This is a genomic window from Catenulispora sp. MAP12-49, from assembly GCF_041262705.1.
Lineage (GTDB): Bacteria > Actinomycetota > Actinomycetes > Streptomycetales > Catenulisporaceae > Catenulispora.
On sequence record NZ_JBGCCP010000003.1, the window covers coordinates 186,703 to 205,654 of the forward strand.

Here is an 18,952-nt window from a genome sequence, read left to right on the forward strand (position 1 = left end):
TCTTCAAGAGTAGGCGACGGCGCACCCCCGCGGCTGTCTCGGGATCCGGACGGGTAGGTCCCACCAGGACGCCGGAGGCTTACGCTCCTAAGGAACAGTTCGATCGACAACTTAATAAGCGCTCATCCAGAGGAGCTGAGGGACCGGCCCTACGACGCTCCGGCAACCATCCGTTCTGCCACCTCATCGTGGCACGGCGCGGTGCCAACTCCGGCCCACCCGGCAGCCGCCGAGCCGTGGGAAAGATGAGGAAAGGAACCTCGCGTCATGTCTGGCACCCCTTCTCCGGCCGCCCCCTTCGGCCCCGCCGCGCACCTGTCCTGTCGTGAGTGCGGTCACACCACCGACCTCGGCCCGACCTTCGCCTGCGAAGAGTGTTTCGGCCCGCTGGAGATCTCGTACGACTTCGGCACGGTCACCCGCGAGCAGATCGCGGCCGGACCCGCCTCGATCTGGCGCTACGCCCCGCTGCTGCCGGTCCCGGCCGACGTCGCCACCCGGCCCACCACGAACCCCGGCTGGACCCGCCTGGTCCGCGCCCACAACCTCGGCCGCGAGCTCGGCCTGAGCAACCTGCACGTCAAGGACGACTCCGGGAACCCGACGCACTCCTTCAAGGACCGCGTCGTCGCGATCGCCGTCCAGGCCGCGCACGCCTTCGGCTACACCACCTTGTCCTGCTCCTCCACCGGCAACCTGGCCGGCGCGGTCGGCGCCGCCGCGGCGCGCGCGGGCCTGGAATCGTGCGTGTTCATCCCGTCGAACCTGGAGAAGGAGAAGATCGTCGTCGCCTCCGTCTACGGCGGCCGGCTGATCGCCATCGACGGCACCTACGACGAGGTCAACCGGTTCTGCAGCGAGCTGATCGGCGACGAGCTCGGCGAGAAGTGGGGCTTCGTCAACGTGAACCTGCGGCCGTACTACGCCGAGGGCTCCAAGACGCTGGCGTACGAGATCGCCGAGCAGCTCGGCTGGCGGCTGCCGGAGCAGATCGTCATCCCGGTGGCCTCCGGATCGCAGCTCACGAAGATCGACAAGGGCTTCCGGGAGCTGATCAAGCTCGGCCTGGTCGAGGACACCCCGTACAAGGTGATCGGGGCCCAGGGCTCCGGCTGCGCCCCGGTGTCGCAGGCGTACAAGGACGGCATCGACGTCATCCGCCCGGTCAAGCAGCCCGACACCATCGCCAAGTCGCTGGCGATCGGCAACCCGGCCGACGGCCCCTACGTGCTGGACATCGCCCGGCGCACCGGCGGCACGGTCGAGGACGTGACCGACGAGGAGATCCGGGCCGGCGTGAAGCTGCTGGCGCGGACCGAGGGCGTCTTCGCCGAGACCGCCGGCGGCGTGACCGTCGGGGTGCTCAAGAAGCTCGCCGACGCCGGCCGGCTCGACCCGGACGCGCTGACCGTGGTCATCAACTCCGGCGACGGCCTGAAGACCCTCGACGCGGTCTCCGACTGCGGGCCGACGGCGGTCATCAAGCCGTCCCTGGACGCTTTCCGCGCGACGCTCTGAGCGGTTCCGGGCAGATCCGTTCGCGCAAACTTCACCGGCATGTCACCCCGACAGGGGATCGAGTAAGGAGCACCGCTATGAGCATCACCGTACGGATTCCCACCATCCTGCGTACTTACACCGATGGGCGGGCGGAGGTGTCGGTCGCAGGGGGTACCCTGGCGGAAGTGATCGACCAGTTGGAGGCCGACCATAACGGGATCCGCGCGCGCGTCCTCGACGACGACGGCAAGCTGCGGCGTTTCGTGAACGTCTACGTCAACGACGACGACGTCCGATTCGCCGAGGGCCTGGGGACGGCGGTGCCCGAGGGTGGCAGCGTCTCCATCATCCCGGCTGTCGCAGGGGGCTGATGCGACGGCTGTTCGGCGTGCCCGAATACGGATCGGTTCCCGTATCGTTATCTACTCACCGTGTTCGACCGTGAGGGATACGCGGGGATCGGTCCGTATTTGTCGGCCCACCACTTACGAACCTCTGAATTTTCTCTGAGCTTCAGGCCTGTTGTACTGAGCGTCACATTAGCTAGTCTCAGCGCCGGTCGAACGATTCGGCGAGATCCCTCCAGCTCAACCCTCTTGGTACGGCGGGTGGTACGGCGGCGAACGCAGACCCTGGCCCGCGGGGTGCGGGCCGGAAAAGGGGGTGGGGTTTCCAACAGGGGGTAAGCCCACTCCGTCTAGAGCCGGCAGCAAGGGGAGTACGGAATGGCTCAGGGCACCGTCAAGTGGTTCAACGCGGAGAAGGGCTACGGGTTCATCGCGGTCGACGGCGGGTCGGACGTCTTCGTCCACTACAGCGCGATCCAGATGGACGGCTACCGCAGTCTGGAAGAGAACCAGCGCGTCGAGTTCGAGATATCGCAGGGTCAGAAGGGTCCGCAGGCCGACATGGTCCGCGTGCTCGTCTGAGAAGAGTATCCCACTCCTACCGACGCTGGTTTCCCACCACCCGGGTCGCGACCCTTCGGGCTTCCGCGCCGCCGCCCGACCGGCAGGACTCCGCACGACATTATTTCAGGGCCCGCTCCCGCGGCTTTCTCGGGGGCGGGCCCTGAAGTGTGCCGACGGTCTGTGCCGACCGGCTGTGCCGACTGGCTTGCACTCACCGAGGGAGAGTGCTAATCATGGACCTTGGCAGTCTCACACCGAGAGTGCCAAGTGAGAGAACCTCTCAGGCGAGGCCCCGACGTTTGGCCGGCAGGGACCGGTCCGGCGGGAGGCCGTCCGTCGCGGGCGCCTGGCGGTTCGCCAAGGAAATCCCTGGTGTGGGAGGTCAGTACCACAATGTCGAAGATCATCGCGTTCGACGAGGAAGCCCGGCGCGGCCTCGAGCGCGGCATGAACCAGCTCGCGGACGCGGTCAAGGTGACCCTCGGCCCGCGCGGGCGGAACGTCGTGCTGGAGAAGAAGTGGGGCGCCCCCACGATCACCAACGACGGTGTGTCGATCGCCAAGGAGATCGAGCTCGAGGACCCGTACGAGAAGATCGGGGCCGAGCTGGTCAAGGAAGTCGCCAAGAAGACCGACGACGTCGCCGGCGACGGCACCACCACCGCCACCGTGCTGGCCCAGGCGCTGGTCCGCGAGGGCCTGCGCAACGTGGCGGCCGGGGCGAACCCGATGGCGCTCAAGCGCGGCATCGAGGCGGCCGTGGAGGCCGTGTCCTCCGAGCTGTCCGGCATGGCCAAGGACGTCGAGACCCGCGAGCAGATCGCCGCGACCGCCTCGATCTCCGCCGCCGACACCGCGATCGGCGACATGATCGCCGAGGCGATGGACAAGGCCGGCAAGGAAGGCGTCATCACCGTCGAGGAGAGCAACACCTTCGGGCTGGAGCTGGAGCTCACCGAGGGCATGCGCTTCGACAAGGGCTACATCTCGCCCTACTTCGCCACCGACCTGGAGCGTATGGAGACGTCCTTCGACGACCCGTACCTGCTGATCGCGAACGCCAAGATCGGCAACGTCAAGGACGTCCTGCCGATCCTGGAGAAGGTGATGCAGAGCGGCAAGCCGCTGGTCATCATCGCCGAGGACGTCGAGGGCGAGGCCCTGGCCACCCTGGTCGTGAACAAGATCCGGGGCACCTTCAAGTCGGTCGCGGTCAAGGCCCCCGGCTTCGGCGACCGCCGCAAGGCGATGCTCGGCGACATCGCGATCCTGACCGGCGGCCAGGTCATCTCCGAGGAGGTCGGCCTGAAGCTGGACTCCGTCGGCCTGGAGATGCTGGGCAAGGCCCGCAAGGTCGTGGTGACCAAGGACGAGACCACGATCGTGGACGGCGACGGCGACAGCGACTCGATCGAGGGCCGCAAGAACCAGATCCGCGCCGAGATCGAGAAGTCGGACTCCGACTACGACCGCGAGAAGCTGCAGGAGCGCCTGGCCAAGCTGGCCGGCGGCGTGGCCGTCATCAAGGCCGGCGCGGCGACCGAGGTCGAGCTCAAGGAGCGCAAGCACCGCATCGAGGACGCCGTGCGCAACGCCAAGGCGGCCGTCGAGGAGGGCATCGTCGCCGGCGGCGGCGTGGCCCTGCTGCAGGCCGGCAAGCAGGCGTTCGAGAAGATCGACCTGGCCGGCGACGAGGCCACCGGCGCGAACATCGTGCGCCTGGCCCTGGAGGCCCCGCTGAAGCAGATCTCGGTGAACGCCGGGCTCGAGGGCGGCGTCGTGGTCGAGAAGGTCCGCAACCTGGACACCGGCTTCGGCCTGAACGCCGCCACCGGCGAGTACGTCGACATGATCAAGGCCGGCATCCTGGACCCGGCGAAGGTCACCCGCTCGGCGCTGCAGAACGCGGCCTCCATCGCCGCGCTCTTCCTGACCACCGAGGCGGTCATCGCCGACAAGCCGGAGAAGTCGGCGGCCCCGGCCGGCGGCATGCCCGGCGGCGACATGGACTTCTGAGCCGCGGCTCAGGGTTCTGGTTCGGATTCACTGGAGGCGGCTCCGGCTTCGGCCGGGGCCGCCTGCGGCGTTCTCGAACTGATTTTTACTCTTATGGGTGATTACTTTCCGGTTCGCTTCCCTCGCGCCGCATGTGGCATGTGAGTCTATGCTCGGAGTGTGACGACAGGACACTCCGATGCCCATGGCGGCACCAGGGAGCCACTGATGACGATCTCAGCGGAGACGCGGCGCGAGTTCCACCGTTTCGACGCCATGCTCGGCCCCGAGTACCGCGCCGAGCTCATCGCTGGAGAGATTGTCGTGAACCCGCCGCCACACGGTACCCACGAGCAGATCTTCGCAAAGCTGAACAACCAGCTTGTGAAGAAGTCGGCCATCGAAGTAGAGGTCTCCGGACACCGCGGAATCGAGACACCGCTCGGCGACTACATCCCGGACATGACCATCACCGAGCCGGACACTTTCGATGGACAGCCGCCATGGGGTACCCCTGAGGGCATCCTCATGCTCGTGGAGATCACTTCTTCGATGAGGGCCTCGGACCGGGTCGAGAAGCGCCACGCGTATGCCGCTGCGGGGATCCCTCTCTTCCTGCTGGTCGACCGCCAGAACCGCGAGACCGTCCTTTTCAGCATTCCGGATGTCGAAGCCAAGGACTACCGGGCCGACGTCCGCGTTCCGTTCGGTGACGCTCTCGAACTCCCCGTGCCGTTCTCCTTCGCCCTGACCGACTTCGTCCCGATGACGCCGCTGCCCAGCGAGCTTTGACCGACTCGCTGCCCCGTTGCCCGTTTCCGAGTCCCGGCCCGCCCTTGTCGGCATCTCAGCTCTCTGGCGTAATGAAAGAGATCGCCTTTGCTGAGAGGAACGCATGCCCCCACCCCCGCGCGGACGCCATCGCATCCTGAGGTGGCTCAACCGTCCGCGGCGGCTGGTGCGCCTGAGTGCGGGGCAGCGGCGGCGGTTCATCCTGGTTGTCGGGAACACCATCGTCACCTCTGGTGCGATCATTTTGCAGGTCTCCGCGCGGGGGAACCTCGTCGTCTGGACGCTGGCGCTCATCGCCGTTTCGCTCATCACCGGGATTCTGGCGATCGGGACCGAGTGGCTGATCGTCGAGGGGGCCACGGGGGCTGCGCGGGAGGATCGGCGGGCCGGGTGGCCGGAGCCGCGGATGGCGCACGGCAGTGCGCCGTTGAGTCTGGAGTTGCCGCCCGCCGACGAGCAGTTCGTGGGCCGGCGGCAGCAGCTCGATCAGCTGCGCGGCATGTTGCAGCGCACTGCCAACGACGGGCGCGGGGCTCCGGTGCTGGCTCTGTACGGCATGGGCGGGGTCGGCAAGACGTCGCTGGCGGTGCAGTTCGCCGAGGAGGTGCGCAGCGAGTATCCCGGCGGCGTGCTGCATCTCTCGCTCAGCGCGGGCCGGGGCACCGGTCTGGACGCCCCCGATCCGGCGACCGCGCTGGGCCGGCTGTTGGCCGCGCTCGGGGTGCGGGCCGGGGAGGTGCCGCCGGAGGAGGAGGCGCGGCGTCGGCTCTACCACGACCGCCTCGTCGGGCGCCGGGTGCTGGTCGTGCTCGACGACGCCAAGTCCGCCGCGCAGGTGCGGCCTTTGCTGGCGCGGGTGCGCGGGTGCGCGACGGTGATCACCAGTCGGCGTCCGCTCGGTCTGCTGGAGGCCGATCCCTTCACCGTCGGCGGCCTCGATGACGATTCCCTGCGCGAACTCCTCATCCGCCATGTCGGGGCCCGCCGGGTCGAGGAGGAGCCGGACGCCGCCCGCCAGATCATCCGCGCCTGCGGCGGCCTGCCCCTGGCCCTGCGCCTGGTGGCCGCGCGGCTGGCCGCCGACAACCACCGCACGCTCGCCGAGTTGGCCGGCCGGCTGAGCCTGGACGAGTTCCGCTCCGGCGACGTCCGGGTCCGCGACGCCATCGAGGTCTCCTACGCCGAGCTCAGCGCGCGCAGCCGCCGGGCCTTCCGGTTGTTGACCCTGTTCCCCTCCATATCCCTGCGCGAGTGGGCCCCGGCGCCGCTGCTCGACATCCCGGTGGCCGACGCCCTGGAGGTCATGGAGGACCTGGTCGAGTCGCAGCTTCTGGAGCGCGCGGCGCGGGGCGGCTCCAACGGCACCGAATACCGGTTCCACGCTCTCGTGCGCGAATACGCCGAAGAGCGCCTCGCCGATGAGGACGCCCCCGAAGACCAGCGTGCGGCCCTGGCCCGGCTCGGCGGCGCCTTCCTGGCCCTGGCCGAGTACGCCGAGCACCTCACCGACCCCACCGTCCCGCGCCACGGCCGGGCCGGCGGGGCCCTGCCGTCCAGCGCCGAGCACTGGCACGTCGACGACCCCGCCCTGCTCCGCTACGCCGAGTACGGCCCGACCCGCTGGCTGCTGGGCGACTGCCGCCGGCTGGGGCGCATGGTGGGGCGCGCGCACGAGAACGAGCTGTGGGACCTGTGCTGGGAGCTGTCGGTGGTCCTGGCACGGGTGCTGGAGACCGTCTACACCGTCTGGAACCGCTGGGACGACGTGCTGCGCGACGGCCTGGACGCGGCCACCCGCCGCGGCGACCGGCGCGCCGAGTCGATCATCGAGCAGGGCTACGGCGTCCTGCGCCACTACCAGGACCGCTTCGAGGAGGCCGAGCAGCACTTCACGATCGCGCTGCGGCTGTGCCGGGAGATCGGCCACCGCCCCGGCGAGGCCTACACCCTGCGCTGGATCGGCCGCGGCCACTACTTCGCCGGCCAGTTCGCCGCCGCCGTCCACGACCTGGAGCAGGCCCTGGAACTGTCCCGGGTGCTGGGCAACAAGCTCGCCGAGGCCCGCGTCCTGCGCGATCTGTGCGAGGCCTACGCGGGCCTGCGCCGCTTCGCCGACGCCGAGGAGGCGATCCGCGCGGCGCTGGCCCTGTTCGAGGGCGACGCGGTGGACCAGGGCGCGGACTGGGACGTGCGCCAGCCGGCCGAGGCCGCGCGCGCCCGGCGGGACCTCGGCGTCCTGCTGAACCGCCGCTACAAGTTCGCCGAGTCCGAGCGGCACCTGACCTCGGCCGTGGACACCCTGACGGAGCTCGGCCACTGGTACTGGCGCGCCTCGGCGGTCTTCGACCTGGCCATGCTCCGGCTGCGCCAGCACCGCCCGGTCGAGGCCGAGGCCCTGATGTGGCAGTCCTTCGACACCTTCAACGACTCCGGCTACCGCTACTGGACCGCCGTCGTCGGCCGCCGCCTGGCGATGCTCCGCCTGGAGCAGGGGCGCGTGGAGGAGGCGGTGGAGCTGATGATGCCGGTGCTGGAGACGTTCCAGCAGCTGGGCCTGGGCCTGTGGGAGAGCTACACGCTGCGGGTCCTGGCCTGGGCGCGCCGCGAGGAGGGCCGCCTGGACGTCGCCGACCAGCACCTGGAGGACGCCGCCGCCCTGGCCGAGCGCTACCAGGACCCGTGGGGCCTGATGCGCGTGCGCTGGATGCAGGCCTCGGTGTGGATGGCGCAGGGCCGCACGGCCGACGCGGTGCGGCTGTACCGCGAGGCGGCGGCCACCGCGGCGCGCTACGAGGAGCCGTGGCAGGAGGCCGAGATCCTCGCCGACCTGGCGAAGGCGCTGCGCGCGACCGGCGACCGCGCGGCGGCGGCGCGGGCGGAGGCCGAGGCGAAGGAGGCGGCGGCGAGTTTCGAGCAGCAGCGGGCCGTGCCTGCGCGCCGGGGAATCCTGAAGCGGGGCGTGCGGCGCGCGGGGTGACGCGCCGGCTCCGCCTGAAGCGCTGGTTATTTCTGAGGCCGGAGATCCACCCGAAGCGCTAGATCCACCCGAAGCGCTAGATCCACTGAAGGGCTAGATCCACCGAAGCCCTAGATCCACCCCCACCGCGTCGCCCGCCACCCGAGTTGCACCCGGCTGCGTGCCCCGGCGAGCGTCATCAGATCTCTGATACGCCGCTCGGTGCTGCGCCGGCTCAGGTACAGCGAGCGCGGCACCGCGGATCCCGCGTCGGCGCGCATCAGCTCCAGCAGGCGGCCGGTCTCGGGGCCCGGCAGGGCCGGGCCCGGCTCGGGGACCTGTTGCGTGTGCCCCGGTGTTTGGTTGCCGTGCGAGGTGTCGGGTTGCCGTCATCACAGAGTGCTGACAATGAGCTGCCGGGCCGGTTGATTGGCCTTCCATGAGTCTGTTTCGAACGAGGGCCCTGGCGGCCGTGGCGCTGGCGGCGTCACTCGGCGCCACGGCCGTGACCTCGTCGGTCGCCGCCGCGACGGTGGCTTCCGCCGCAGTGCCGACCACGCCGACCACGCTGACCACCCCGACCACGCCGACCGCACCCGCGATCGTGACCCTGCCGACCGGCGAGCACCTGAGCCTGGACGCCCGCGGCCACATCACGCCCCTCGACCAGGGCGCCCGCACCGGCCTGACCGGTTTCGGCGACGCCGCCGGCGACCGGTTCCTGATCCCGTCCGAGGCCGTGCCCTACGCCGGCCGCCAGCTCGACATGTCCCTGTTCGACCTGACCAAGCTGGCCGCGTTGCAGAAGACCCAGATCTCCGTGACGGCCCAGATCTCCGTGACGGCCCAGACCTCTGCGCCGGCCCAGACTTCCGTGACAGCCCAGACCCCCTCGGCGCCGCGCATCCCGGTCCAGCTCACCTACCGGCCCGGGTTCGCGCCTCTCGCCCCGGCCGGCGTCACGCTGACCGGCGTTCCCCAGACCACCGCCGCCGGATCCACCGCGACCGGCTACCTCACGGCCGACTCCGGCCAGGCCCTGGCCGGGGCCCTGCGCGAGCAGATCGCCGCCGACCGGGCCGCGGGCCGGGCGGCCGGGGCCTCGGGCCTGCCCGGCGGCCTGCTCTCGATGGCGCTGGCCGGGACCACGGCGCCGGTGACGCCCTTCTATCCGCTGCACATCCTGCAGATCAACGCGACCGACACCGCGGGCCTGCCGGCGAACCTCCCGGTCCTGCTGGTCGACACCGACAACTCGCTGGTGTTCACCGGCCAGGCGATCGTGGTGGACGGCGTCGCGCGGATCGCCGTCCCGGCCGGGCACTACGCGGCCTACGCGACGTTCTACGACACCGATTCGCAGGGCTATGACACCAAGGACAGCCTGGTGTCGGTCCCGGATTTCGAGGTCCCCGCGACCGGCACCGTGCCGGCCCTGACCATCGACGGACGCTCCGCCACGTCGAAGGTCGCCGTCGGCACCGACCAGCCGGCCGCGCTGAACCTGGACATGGACGCCGTCGTCCGCACGCCGGTCACCGGGACGCCCGCCTTCGTCTTCCAGGTGGACGGCCCGAACGCCCCGCTGTATGTGAGCCCGGCCTCGAAAGCAGTAGTGGGGAGTTCGGAGTTCGGCGTCGACTGGAACTCCACTGCTGCCTCCTACCAGTACGTCCTGGCCTACACCGCCGACCACATCGACGCGAACCAGACCTACGCCGCCCACGACGCCGACCTCGGCAAGGGCACCGACACCCTGGCCGGCGGATCTGAGTACGGCACCCAGCCGCGGACGTTGTCCGCCGGGCCGCAGGACTCGGCGGTGGGCCTGATGATCGGCGGCCACTTCGCCAACGGCAGCACCGTGACCACCTACTACACCCCCGGCTCGTGGTACCGGGGCCTGGTCGGGCCGTGGTCGTCCGACCCGGCCCAGTCCGTCGACGGGCCGGTCCTGAGCTCCGATCCGGTCGCGTTCCCGGCCGGCAAGACCGTCCCCCGCATCTGGAACCAGGGCCCGATGGCGCCCGGAGTGCGGCGGCACGCCACGGCGGATCCGGGCGACTCCTGCGGGGCGTGCAGCGGGGCCGGCGGCCTGAACCTCAGTCTGAGCGGGGCCGGTGACAGCAACGTGGACACCTCCGGCCAGGCCATGGGCAGCGAGACCGACTCCTACTTCTGGAACGGGCAGCCGATCATGTCCGACCCGCCGGCCCCGCCGTGGTTCGGGCTGGTGCTGGCCAGTGCCCCGGCCGGGCCCGCGACCGTGCGCGCGGTCGTCGACACCGACCGCACCATGGTCGGCGCGACTCAGTCCACGAAGACGCACACGGACATCTCGTTCCCCTATACGGGCAAAGCCGATCCGGCCGCGACACTGCCCGCCGGCAACTCCTGCCTCGCGGCCCAGGCCGCAGGCCAGCCCGCCGCGCCGTGCCAGATCCTCCCGGTCCTGACCATCACCTACCAGCTGGCCGGGCTGTCGGCCTCAAACACTTCGCAGCTGCCGGTGCAGGTGCTGAACCTGGACATCGGCCACGAGTCCTTCGGCGGCCACGGGCCGCGCGCGGCGGTGACCGGCGCGCAGGCCTCGATCTCCACCGACGGCGGTGCGACCTGGAAGGACGTGCCGACCGTCGGCGCGTTCGGGCACTATGTGGCGCTGTGGCCGAACCCGGCGGCGGGCACGTCGCTGACGCTGCGCGTCACGGCGAAGGACGCCGTCGGCGGCACGATCACGCAGACCGTCACGAATCCCTACACCGTCGGCTGAGCTTCCGGCGCTGCTAACCCCCGCGGGGCCGTAGGATCGCAGGGTTCTGACCCGGCGCTTCCCGCCAGGGGCGCCGGGTCCGGCATGCCCGGACCCGGGGCGGGAGGGTGCCGGCGGCCTTACGGCCGGCCGGCGCCGCGGGGGCCCCGCGGGTGCTTGGGCCGCCGCAACCCCGCCGCCGTCAGCCGCTGGAGCAGCTCGCGCGAGCGGACCGGCGTGGCGCCGGCCGCGACGGCCTGTTCGTACAGGTGCGACGGCAGGTCGTAGTGGTCGCGCTCGAATCCGCGCGGCGGGACGCCCAGCTGCTCGGCGAACGTGTGCAGCTCGTCGAACGAGGTGTCGCTCACCAGGTGCGACCACAGCCGGCCGTGGCCGGGCCAGGTCGGCGGGTCGATGAGGATCACGTCGTCATCAAAGCACATCGGGGCGGGATTCCGCGGTCGCTCGCACGGCCGCCTCGACGTCGGCCTCCACCAGCGCGGCATTGATCTGCGCGGCGGTCATCGTGGCGGCGCCGGCGGCCGCGATGACCCCGTTGGTCGGATCGGCGACGTTGCCCGCGACCCACACGCCGGGGACCGAGGTGCGCCCGCCGACGCCGGCCTTGATCCACCCGCTTTCCGGGTCCTTCTCGCAGCCGAGCGCGTCCAACAGCGTGCTGTTGGCTTCGAGCTTCGGGACCAGGAACACGGCTTCGCGCGCGATGAGCGTGCCGTCCGTGAGCTCCAGGGCGCTCAGCCGGCCGTCCTTCTCGACCAGGCGACGCAGCGGCCGCTCCTCGATGCGGACTCCGCGCGCGGTGAGCTTGGCGCGGTCGGCGTCCTCCAGCGGGTGGCCGTTGAGGAAGTAGACCAGGTCCTCGGTCCACTGGCGCAGCAGCAGGGTGTGGTGCGTCGAGAACGGTCCGGTCGCGACCGTGGCGAGCGGGCCGTCCTGGACCTCCCAGCCGTGGCAGTAGGGGCAGACGTGGACGTCCTGCGCCCACAGCTCTGCCATGCCCGGGACCTCCGGCAGGACGTCGGTCAGGCCGGTGGCGACGAGCAGCTGGCGGCCGGTGGCGACGCAGCCGCTGGCCAGCGTGACGCGGAAGCCGTCCTCGGTGGGCTCGGCCTTCTCCGCGTAGTCGGTCACGATCACGCCGCCGTAGGACAGCACCTCGTCGCGACCGTGTTCCAGCAACTCCATCGGCGGCATTCCGTCCCGCGACAGGTAGCCGTGCATGTGGCCGGCCTTGGCGTTGCGCGGGGCGCGGGCGTCGACGACCAGGACGCTGCGGCGCGCGCGGCCGAGCATCAGGGCCGCGGACAGACCGGCCGCTCCGCCGCCGACGATGACGACGTCGTAGTCCTGCTCGTGATTCATGGTGTTCATGCGATCACCTCCGCTGCGAGGATGCGACGCGGGCGCGCCGACGGGCAAGAAAGGTTGCCGTCTTGGCAAACTGGAGCCATGGACGACCAGCTCGCCGCCGCCATCGGAACCCGCCTGCGCGCCGCCCGCCGGGCCGGCCCGCTGACCCTGGCCGAGGCGGCCGCGGCCACCGGCATCTCGGTGAGCACGCTGTCCCGCCTGGAGACCGGCGGCCGGCGCGCGACGCTGGAGCAGCTGCTGCCGCTGGCCGACCTGTACGAGGTCTCGCTGGACGAGCTGGTGGGCCGCGCCGAGCCGCCGCGCAAGCAGGGCGACGGCCGGGTCGTCGTGCCGCTGACCAAGGAGCCCGGCGGCCTGCGCGCCTACAAGATGACGCTTCCGCCGCGCAAGGAGGACGAGGCGGCGCCGGTGCTGCGGACGCACGAGGGCTGGGAGTGGATGTACGTGCTCAGCGGCCGCATGCGCGTGCTGCTGGCGGAGCACGATCTGCTGCTGAGCAAGGGCGAGGCCGTCGAGTTCGACACGCATGTGCCGCACTGGTTCGGCGCGGCCGGGCCCGCGCCGGTGGAGGTGCTGACGCTGTTCGGGCCGCAGGGGGAGCGGGTGCATGTCAGGGCCCGGTCGCGCGGGCAGTGGGGGTAGGGCCGGCGCGCTGGCCGCCGGAAGGGCTTCGGCGCGCCGCTCCAAAGTATGATTCGCCAGCACGGCTTGCCGGCTTGCGCTCGGCGCCGCTACTTCTCCAGCGCGGCGATCTCAGCAGTCAGATTCGCCCGCGCCTTCGACTCGTATCGCTTCACCGCGACCGGCGTCCGGAACAACCGCGGCAGCTCCAGCAGTCCCCGCAGCACCGCCGCGCGGCCCGGCCGGAACACGTCGTCCGGGAACTCCGCGTACTCCTGCCGGATCGCCTCGGTGTAGGCGCCGTAGGACGCCGCGTCGCTGCCGAGGATCGCGAGGTCGGCATCGCAGAGCACGGCGCCGTTCTTGTCCCCGTCGGCGACCGCGTGGCCCTTGGTCAGGCGGACCAGGCGGGCCACCTCCGCGACGCGCTCCTCGGGGACGCCGAGCGGCGGCAGCTCGGTCTCGGCCAGCTGGGCGCTCAGCTCCTCGTTGTCGGCGCTGCCCTCGCCGCCGTCGTAGACCGCGTCGTGGAACCAGGCCGCGTAGCGGACGGCCGCCACGTCGTCGGCGTGGCCGCCGAACTCGTCCACGCCGTCCAGCACGCGGACCAGGTGGTCCAGGGTGTGGTAGCGGCGGTGCGGTTCGGCCCACCGGGCGACCAGATCGTCGCCCAGGTGGATGCTCTCCGGGGTGATGCCCGCCAAGGTCAGCCAGCGATCATGCAGCGACAACGCCATGGTCGCAGCCTACGCCGATCGATCACGACCGCAACGCCGCACGCCGGGTGGGGTCGGAGCCGGGATCGGGATCGGGATCGTGTCCGTGGCCGTGGTCCGAGCCGTGCGGCCGACGGCTCACGCCTCCGCGGCCCTGCGCGCGTCCCGCGCCGTGGCCGCGGCCGTCGCCCGCGCCGCCATGCCCTCGCACTCCTGGAGTGTCCGCGCCGCCAGGGCGGCGCGCACCTCCGCGATCGCCGAGGGCGCCATCGACAGCGAGCGCACCCCCAGCCCCACCAGCACACAGGCCAGCAGCGGGTCGGCGGCGGCCTCCCCGCACACCCCGACCGGCTTGCCCGCCGCCGCGCCGGCGGTGCCGGCCGCGCCGATCAGCTGGAGCACCGCCGGGTGCCACGGGTCCTGCAGCGCCCCGACCGCGCCGAGCGTGCGGTCGGCGGCCATCGTGTACTGCGTCAGGTCGTTGGTGCCCAGGGAGACGAAGCCGGTGCGGCCGGCCAGGATCGGGCCGGCGGTCAGGGCCGCGGCCGGGGTCTCGACCATGATCCCGACCCGGCCGGCGGCCACGTCCAGGCCGCAGGCGGCGGCCAGGTCGCAGAACCACTCCGCCTCGGGCAGCTCGGCGACCATCGGGGCCATCACCCACACCTCCGGCGCGCTGGTCCCGGCCGCCTCCCGGACCGCCAGCAGCTGGGTGCGCAGGATCGCCTCGAAGCGTGCCTCGAAGGCGCGGAAGGCCCGCAGGCCGCGGACGCCCAGCGCCGGGTTCGGCTCCTCGCCGAGCGGGACGAACGGCAGCGGCTTGTCGGCCCCGGCGTCCAGGGTCCGCACCACCACAAGTGCGTCCCCGCCGAACGCGTCGAAGACCTCCTTGTACACCTTGACCTGGTCCTCGAAGGAGGGCGGTGCGTCCGAGTCCAGATACAGGAGCTCGGTCCGGAACAGGCCCACGCCCTGCGCGCCGGCCGCCAGCGCCTCCGGCACGTCCGCGGCGCTCCCGATGTTCGCCAGCAGCTTCACCGCGGTGCCGTCGGAGGTCCGGCCCGGCCCGGTCAGCGCCGCAGCGGCCGTCGCGGCGCAGCTGCGCGCCACCGCCGCCTCCATCGCCTCGGTCGTGGGGTGCGCGACCACGGTCCCGGACGCCGCGTCCACCAGGACTTTCGTGCCGTCGGCCAGCGCCAGCACGCCGGCGGCGCCGACCACGGCCGGGATGCCCATGGCGCGGGCCAGGATCGCGGTGTGCGAGGTCGGGCCGCCCTCGGCGGTGACCAGCGCCAGCACCAGGTTCCGGTCCAGCAGGGCGGTGTCGGCCGGGGCCAGGTCGGCGGCGACCAGGACGTACGGCTCGTCCCGGCACGGCAGCCCCGGCATCGGCACGCCGGAGGCGACCGCGACCGCGCGGGCCGCGATGTCGTCGAGGTCGGCGACCCGGCCGGCCATGTAGTCGCCGAGCGCGGCGAACGTCTGGTGGAACTCCGCGAAGGTCTCGTGGATGGCCCGGGCGGCGCTCTGTCCGGCGTCGGTGCGGCCGGTGACGCCGTCCGCCAGCTCCGGGTCCTCGGCCATCATGGCCTGGGCCTCCAGCACGTCGGCGGTGGCGCCGCCGGCTGCGGTGCCGCGGGCGCGCAGGTCGGCGGCCACCGCCGCCAGGGCGGCCAGGGCCGCGGCGCGCTCCCGGCCGGGATCGGGGCAGGCCGGCTCGTCCGGCGGCTCCCGGGGCTCCGGCGGCTCCGGCGGGGCCTGGCCCATGCGGGCGACCGGGCCGGCCACCGCGGCGGTGCCGACGCCGACCCCCTCGTACACGTCTTCCGCCGGGCTGTGGGCGTCCGGCGCCCCGTCAGCCATCGAGGTCGGTCTCCAACAGGTCGGCCAGCTCGTCCACGGCCCGCGCCGCGCCCTCGCCGTCGGCGGCGGCCAGCGTCACCCGCTCCCCGCCGCGCACGTCCAGGGACATCACCGCGAGCATCGACTTGGCGTTCACCGGGCTGCCGCCGTCCTTGGCCAGGGTCACCGGGACCGGCTGCTCGCCGGCCTTCTTCACGAAGACCGCCGCCGGGCGGGCGTGCAGCCCCACCTTGGAGGCCACGGTCACGGTGCGCTGGGGCATATAAGGGTCCTTAATCAATGAAAGGCGGGCGGGTCAGCGCCAGTGGAACAGCTCGTCGCCGGCGCTCACGGCCCCGTTGACGATCGCGTCGATGGCCGCGGACTCGGCGTCCAGCGCGATCACCGGGCTCACCGGGGACAGCCCGCGGGCCTGGACCTCGGCCGGGTTCCAGGTCACGATCGGCTGGCCGGCCCGCAACTGCTCGCCCTCGGTCGCGATCAGCTCGAAGCCGCGGCCCTCCAGGTTCACCGTGTCTATGCCCAGGTGGACCAGCACGCCGCGGCCGTCCGCGGACTGCACGACGAAGGCGTGCGGCTTGAGCTTCACCAGCCGGCCGGCGATCGGGGCCACGGCGACCTGCGGCGCGCGCTCGGGGTCGACGGCGGCGCCGGGGCCCACCAGGGATCCGGCGAACACCGGGTCGGGGACCTCGGTCAGGCCGATCGCGGTGCCGGTCAGCGGGGAGGAGATGTAGATGTCCATGGTGCTCACTCGTGGTACTCGGGGCGCTGGACGCCGATGGGTGCGCACGCGCAAGGGGGCCTGTGCCTTACCTCGGGGCGCTACATCAAGTCCTCGATGTCGTTGGCGATGGAGTCCGCCTCCGGCCCGACCACCACCTGCACGTTGTTCCCGACCTTCATCACCCCGTGGGCCCCGGCCGCCCGCAGGGCCGCCTCGTTGACCTTGGAGCCGTCCCGTACCTCGGTGCGCAGCCGGGTGATGCAGGGCTCCAGCTCGACGATGTTGTCGGCGCCGCCCAGTCCGGCGATGATCTGCTCGGCCTTGCTCACGGCAACTCTCCTTACTCGCACCGGGCCCGCCATATGGCGGGCCCGGGTTGCTGACAACTCGGACATTATCCCACTAAACAGTCAAAGGCTTGATGACCCACCGGCCCGCTGAGCCGTCTGTGAAGCCGGCCGGCGCGCGGGTCGGTGGTGGTAAGACGCCTGCCAGTAGTTGACACCGATGTGGCGCCGGTGGTCTAGTCCGGTGACATGAGCGAAGAGCCCGCGGGCATCGACCCGACCAGCTCCGTGCCGAAGCATCTGCAGCTCAAGGACCTGTTGGGCCGGATGATCTCGGAGGGTCTGGGACCGGGATCACCGATCCCCTCCGAGCGCGATCTCGCCGAGCAGCACGGTCTGAGCCGGATGACGGTGCGTCAGGCGATCAACGCGCTCGTCGCCGACGGCCGCCTGGAGCGCCGCCTGGGCCGCGGGACCTTCGTCGCGCAGCCGAAGATGGACGTGCAGATCCGCCTGGTCGGCTTCACCGAGGACATGCGCCGCCGCGGCATGACCGCCAGCTCGCGCACCCTGTCCTTCGAGCGCATCCATGCCTCCAGCGCGCTGGCCGGCCATCTGGAGGTGGAGTCCGGCGAGCCGGTGGTCCGCCTGGTGCGGCTGCGCTACGCCGACGGCATCCCGATGGCCATCGAGCGCACGCACCTGCCGGAGCGGATCGTGCCAGGGCTCGTGGAAGCCGGGGCTCCTGAGTCGTTGTACCAGTATCTGGCCGCGGAGTATGGGATCGTACTCACCTGGGGTGAACAGTCGATCGAAGCCGCCACCACCGCCGCCGAGGACGCGCCGCTTCTCGGAATTCGCTCTGACGGCGTAGTCCTGATCATGGCCAGGCGTTCTTTTGCGGAAGATGTGCAAGTGGAATATGCGACGTCTGCTTATCGCGCGGACCGGTACCAGCTGTGGGTGCCGCTCGCGCAGGCCGCGCGTCCGATCGTCCGCAATCCCTGACCGGGCGGGGAACTGACCGGCGGTTCGCCGGGAGCGGCTGCGGGGCTGGCACTACGTGGCACACCGAGAGGACCACCTGATGAGCGCAGAAGCCGCAGCGGCGGCCCCGAAGGAGCCGGGGTGGGGGAGCAAGGCCTTCGGTGTGCTGCAACGCATCGGCAAGTGCCTGATGCTGCCGATCGCCACCCTGCCGGCCGCGGGTCTGCTGGTCCGATTCGGCCAGGACGACATGATCGGGCGTTTCCACAGCGCGTTCCTGAAGAACGTCGCGATCATCATGGCCACCGGTGGCAATGCCCTGCTGAACAACCTCCCGGTCATCTTCGCCATCGGCGTGGCCATCGGCTTCGCCAAGAAGTCCGACGGCACCACCGCCGTCGCCGCGATCGTCGGCTACCTGGTCTACAACGCCGTCTCGATGCAGATGTTCGCCGGCTCCAAGCTCAAGAGCCAGGTCCTGAGCGTGGTGATCACGAACGCGGACCAGGGCGTGAACCAGGGCGTGCCGCCCGGCGGCCTGAAGTACGGCCTGGACCTGACCAAGCCCAACCCCACCGGCGTCCTGGGCGGGATCCTGGTCGGCATCTGCGCGGCCCTGCTGTGGCAGCGCTATTACCGGATCAAGCTGCCCACCTGGCTGGCCTTCTTCGGCGGCCGGCGCTTCGTCCCCATCATCACGGCCGTGGTGTGCCTGTTCCTGGGCGTGCTGATGGGCTGGGTCTGGTCGCCGATCGGCCAGGGCATCAACGACATGTCGAACTGGATCACCCGCAACAGCTCCATCGGCCTGTTCTTCTACGGCACCCTGAACAGAGCCCTGATCCCCTTCGGCCTGCACCACATCCTGAACGCCTTCCCGTGGTTCCAGTTCGGCACCTACACCACCGCCAACGGCACCTTCCACGGCGACATCCCCCGCTTCCTGAACGGCGACCCGACCGCCGGCCTGTTCATGACCGGCTTCTTCCCGATCATGATGTTCGGCCTGCCCGGCGCCGCCCTGGCCATGTGGCGCTCGGCGCTGCCCCCCAAGCGCAAGGTGGCCGGCTCGATCCTGATCTCGGCGGCCCTGACCTCCTTCGTCACCGGCGTCACCGAGCCGCTGGAGTTCTCCTTCATGTTCGTCGCCCCGGTGCTGTACGCGATCCACGCGGTGCTCACCGGCATCTCGATGTCGCTGATGTGGAGCCTGGGCGCCAAGGACGGGTTCAACTTCTCCGCCGGCCTCATCGACTTCACGCTGAACTGGGGCAAGGCGACGAAGCCGTGGCTGATCCTGGTCGTGGGGCCCATCTATTTCCTGGTGTACTACGTGATATTCACGTTCGCGATCAGGTGGTTGAACCTGAAGACGCCCGGGCGGGAACCTGATCCGGAGCTCGATGAGTTACCGGCTTCGCCTTAGCGGGGAGCCCGCCGCGGGAAGAAGGCT

At 71.1% G+C, this 18,952-nt stretch carries 17 protein-coding genes and 1 riboswitch; of the genes, 10 read left to right on the top strand and 7 right to left on the bottom strand.

Annotated elements, in window-relative coordinates:
• Nucleotides 1-119 precede the first annotated feature (119 nt).
• A riboswitch (SAM riboswitch) is annotated at nt 120-252 on the top strand.
• Between the two features lie 15 nt (nt 253-267).
• The 7 genes from thrC to ABIA35_RS08040 all read left to right on the top strand — a co-directional run bounded on the left by thrC (nt 268) and on the right by ABIA35_RS08040 (nt 10,927).
• On the top strand, nt 268-1,518 hold the full coding sequence (gene thrC / locus ABIA35_RS08010; protein WP_370335370.1) for a threonine synthase: 1,251 nt from the start codon (nt 268-270) through the stop codon (nt 1,516-1,518).
• 77 nt (nt 1,519-1,595) lie between these two features.
• Nucleotides 1,596-1,871: a ubiquitin-like small modifier protein 1 gene (locus tag ABIA35_RS08015; protein WP_370335368.1), complete on the top strand. Its 276-nt coding sequence runs from the start codon at nt 1,596-1,598 to the stop codon at nt 1,869-1,871.
• 354 nt (nt 1,872-2,225) lie between these two features.
• Nucleotides 2,226-2,429 (top strand): cold-shock protein, encoded by a 204-nt coding sequence (locus tag ABIA35_RS08020; RefSeq protein WP_194893875.1) that lies wholly within the window; start codon nt 2,226-2,228, stop codon nt 2,427-2,429.
• A gap of 375 nt (nt 2,430-2,804) precedes the next feature.
• On the top strand, nt 2,805-4,427 hold the full coding sequence (gene groL / locus ABIA35_RS08025) for a chaperonin GroEL (protein ID WP_370357491.1): 1,623 nt from the start codon (nt 2,805-2,807) through the stop codon (nt 4,425-4,427).
• Nucleotides 4,428-4,634: 207 nt separating this feature from the next.
• A complete protein-coding gene (locus ABIA35_RS08030) occupies nt 4,635-5,198 on the top strand; it encodes a Uma2 family endonuclease (protein ID WP_370335364.1) in 564 nt (187 codons plus the stop codon).
• Nucleotides 5,199-5,301: 103 nt separating this feature from the next.
• Nucleotides 5,302-8,175: a tetratricopeptide repeat protein gene (locus ABIA35_RS08035; RefSeq protein WP_370335362.1), complete on the top strand. Its 2,874-nt coding sequence runs from the start codon at nt 5,302-5,304 to the stop codon at nt 8,173-8,175.
• A 418-nt stretch (nt 8,176-8,593) separates the two neighbouring features.
• Nucleotides 8,594-10,927, top strand: coding sequence for a hypothetical protein (locus ABIA35_RS08040; protein WP_370357493.1), 2,334 nt, complete (start codon nt 8,594-8,596; stop codon nt 10,925-10,927).
• A gap of 119 nt (nt 10,928-11,046) precedes the next feature.
• On the opposite strand, the gene ABIA35_RS08045 is transcribed toward ABIA35_RS08040, so the two are convergent.
• Complete coding sequence (locus ABIA35_RS08045; RefSeq protein ID WP_370335359.1) at nt 11,047-11,349, bottom strand: DUF4031 domain-containing protein; 303 nt, start codon at nt 11,347-11,349, stop codon at nt 11,047-11,049.
• Nucleotides 11,339-12,298 (bottom strand): NAD(P)/FAD-dependent oxidoreductase, encoded by a 960-nt coding sequence (locus ABIA35_RS08050; protein ID WP_370335357.1) that lies wholly within the window; start codon nt 12,296-12,298, stop codon nt 11,339-11,341. The genes ABIA35_RS08045 and ABIA35_RS08050 overlap by 11 nt, the downstream gene beginning before the upstream one ends.
• A gap of 78 nt (nt 12,299-12,376) precedes the next feature.
• On the opposite strand from ABIA35_RS08050, the gene ABIA35_RS08055 reads away from it, so the two are divergent.
• On the top strand, nt 12,377-12,940 hold the full coding sequence (locus ABIA35_RS08055; protein ID WP_370335355.1) for a helix-turn-helix domain-containing protein: 564 nt from the start codon (nt 12,377-12,379) through the stop codon (nt 12,938-12,940).
• Nucleotides 12,941-13,029: 89 nt separating this feature from the next.
• Here the strand turns inward: ABIA35_RS08055 and ABIA35_RS08060 are convergent, their stop codons facing one another.
• The 5 genes from ABIA35_RS08060 to ABIA35_RS08080 form a co-directional block, all read right to left on the bottom strand.
• Entirely contained in the window at nt 13,030-13,656 is a 627-nt protein-coding gene (locus ABIA35_RS08060; protein ID WP_370335353.1) for a metal-dependent phosphohydrolase, read from the bottom strand.
• A 117-nt stretch (nt 13,657-13,773) separates the two neighbouring features.
• Nucleotides 13,774-15,498 carry a phosphoenolpyruvate--protein phosphotransferase gene (gene ptsP, locus ABIA35_RS08065; RefSeq protein WP_370335351.1) on the bottom strand — a complete coding sequence of 575 codons (1,725 nt, stop codon included), beginning with the start codon at nt 15,496-15,498 and terminating at the stop codon, nt 13,774-13,776.
• Nucleotides 15,491-15,760, bottom strand: coding sequence for an HPr family phosphocarrier protein (locus tag ABIA35_RS08070; RefSeq protein ID WP_370335349.1), 270 nt, complete (start codon nt 15,758-15,760; stop codon nt 15,491-15,493). The genes ptsP and ABIA35_RS08070 overlap by 8 nt, the downstream gene beginning before the upstream one ends.
• Nucleotides 15,761-15,793: 33 nt before the next feature.
• Nucleotides 15,794-16,243 carry a PTS glucose transporter subunit IIA gene (locus ABIA35_RS08075; protein WP_370336450.1) on the bottom strand — a complete coding sequence of 150 codons (450 nt, stop codon included), beginning with the start codon at nt 16,241-16,243 and terminating at the stop codon, nt 15,794-15,796.
• A gap of 80 nt (nt 16,244-16,323) precedes the next feature.
• Nucleotides 16,324-16,554 (bottom strand): glucose PTS transporter subunit EIIB, encoded by a 231-nt coding sequence (locus ABIA35_RS08080; RefSeq protein ID WP_370335347.1) that lies wholly within the window; start codon nt 16,552-16,554, stop codon nt 16,324-16,326.
• A gap of 207 nt (nt 16,555-16,761) precedes the next feature.
• Between ABIA35_RS08080 and ABIA35_RS08085 the strand changes: the two genes are divergently transcribed.
• Both ABIA35_RS08085 and ABIA35_RS08090 read left to right on the top strand, forming a co-directional pair.
• The gene (locus tag ABIA35_RS08085; RefSeq protein ID WP_370335345.1) at nt 16,762-17,520 is read left to right on the top strand and encodes a GntR family transcriptional regulator; all 759 of its coding nucleotides are present in this window, start codon (nt 16,762-16,764) and stop codon (nt 17,518-17,520) included.
• A 79-nt stretch (nt 17,521-17,599) separates the two neighbouring features.
• Nucleotides 17,600-18,925: a PTS transporter subunit EIIC gene (locus tag ABIA35_RS08090; RefSeq protein ID WP_370335343.1), complete on the top strand. Its 1,326-nt coding sequence runs from the start codon at nt 17,600-17,602 to the stop codon at nt 18,923-18,925.
• The last annotated feature ends 27 nt before the right edge of the window (nt 18,926-18,952 follow it).

Bases quoted from the DNA above. Each gene is read 5' to 3' on its own strand.
- thrC (WP_370335370.1), top strand. From the start codon at position 268: ATGTCTGGCACCCCTTCTCCGGCCGCCCCCTTCGGCCCCGCCGCGCAC.
- ABIA35_RS08015 (WP_370335368.1), top strand. From the start codon at position 1,596: ATGAGCATCACCGTACGGATTCCCACCATCCTGCGTACTTACACCGAT.
- ABIA35_RS08020 (WP_194893875.1), top strand. From the start codon at position 2,226: ATGGCTCAGGGCACCGTCAAGTGGTTCAACGCGGAGAAGGGCTACGGG.
- groL (WP_370357491.1), top strand. From the start codon at position 2,805: ATGTCGAAGATCATCGCGTTCGACGAGGAAGCCCGGCGCGGCCTCGAG.
- ABIA35_RS08030 (WP_370335364.1), top strand. From the start codon at position 4,635: ATGACGATCTCAGCGGAGACGCGGCGCGAGTTCCACCGTTTCGACGCC.
- ABIA35_RS08035 (WP_370335362.1), top strand. From the start codon at position 5,302: ATGCCCCCACCCCCGCGCGGACGCCATCGCATCCTGAGGTGGCTCAAC.
- ABIA35_RS08040 (WP_370357493.1), top strand. From the start codon at position 8,594: ATGAGTCTGTTTCGAACGAGGGCCCTGGCGGCCGTGGCGCTGGCGGCG.
- ABIA35_RS08045 (WP_370335359.1), bottom strand. From the start codon at position 11,349: ATGTGCTTTGATGACGACGTGATCCTCATCGACCCGCCGACCTGGCCC.
- ABIA35_RS08050 (WP_370335357.1), bottom strand. From the start codon at position 12,298: ATGAACACCATGAATCACGAGCAGGACTACGACGTCGTCATCGTCGGC.
- ABIA35_RS08055 (WP_370335355.1), top strand. From the start codon at position 12,377: ATGGACGACCAGCTCGCCGCCGCCATCGGAACCCGCCTGCGCGCCGCC.
- ABIA35_RS08060 (WP_370335353.1), bottom strand. From the start codon at position 13,656: ATGGCGTTGTCGCTGCATGATCGCTGGCTGACCTTGGCGGGCATCACC.
- ptsP (WP_370335351.1), bottom strand. From the start codon at position 15,498: ATGGCTGACGGGGCGCCGGACGCCCACAGCCCGGCGGAAGACGTGTAC.
- ABIA35_RS08070 (WP_370335349.1), bottom strand. From the start codon at position 15,760: ATGCCCCAGCGCACCGTGACCGTGGCCTCCAAGGTGGGGCTGCACGCC.
- ABIA35_RS08075 (WP_370336450.1), bottom strand. From the start codon at position 16,243: ATGGACATCTACATCTCCTCCCCGCTGACCGGCACCGCGATCGGCCTG.
- ABIA35_RS08085 (WP_370335345.1), top strand. From the start codon at position 16,762: ATGAGCGAAGAGCCCGCGGGCATCGACCCGACCAGCTCCGTGCCGAAG.
- ABIA35_RS08090 (WP_370335343.1), top strand. From the start codon at position 17,600: ATGAGCGCAGAAGCCGCAGCGGCGGCCCCGAAGGAGCCGGGGTGGGGG.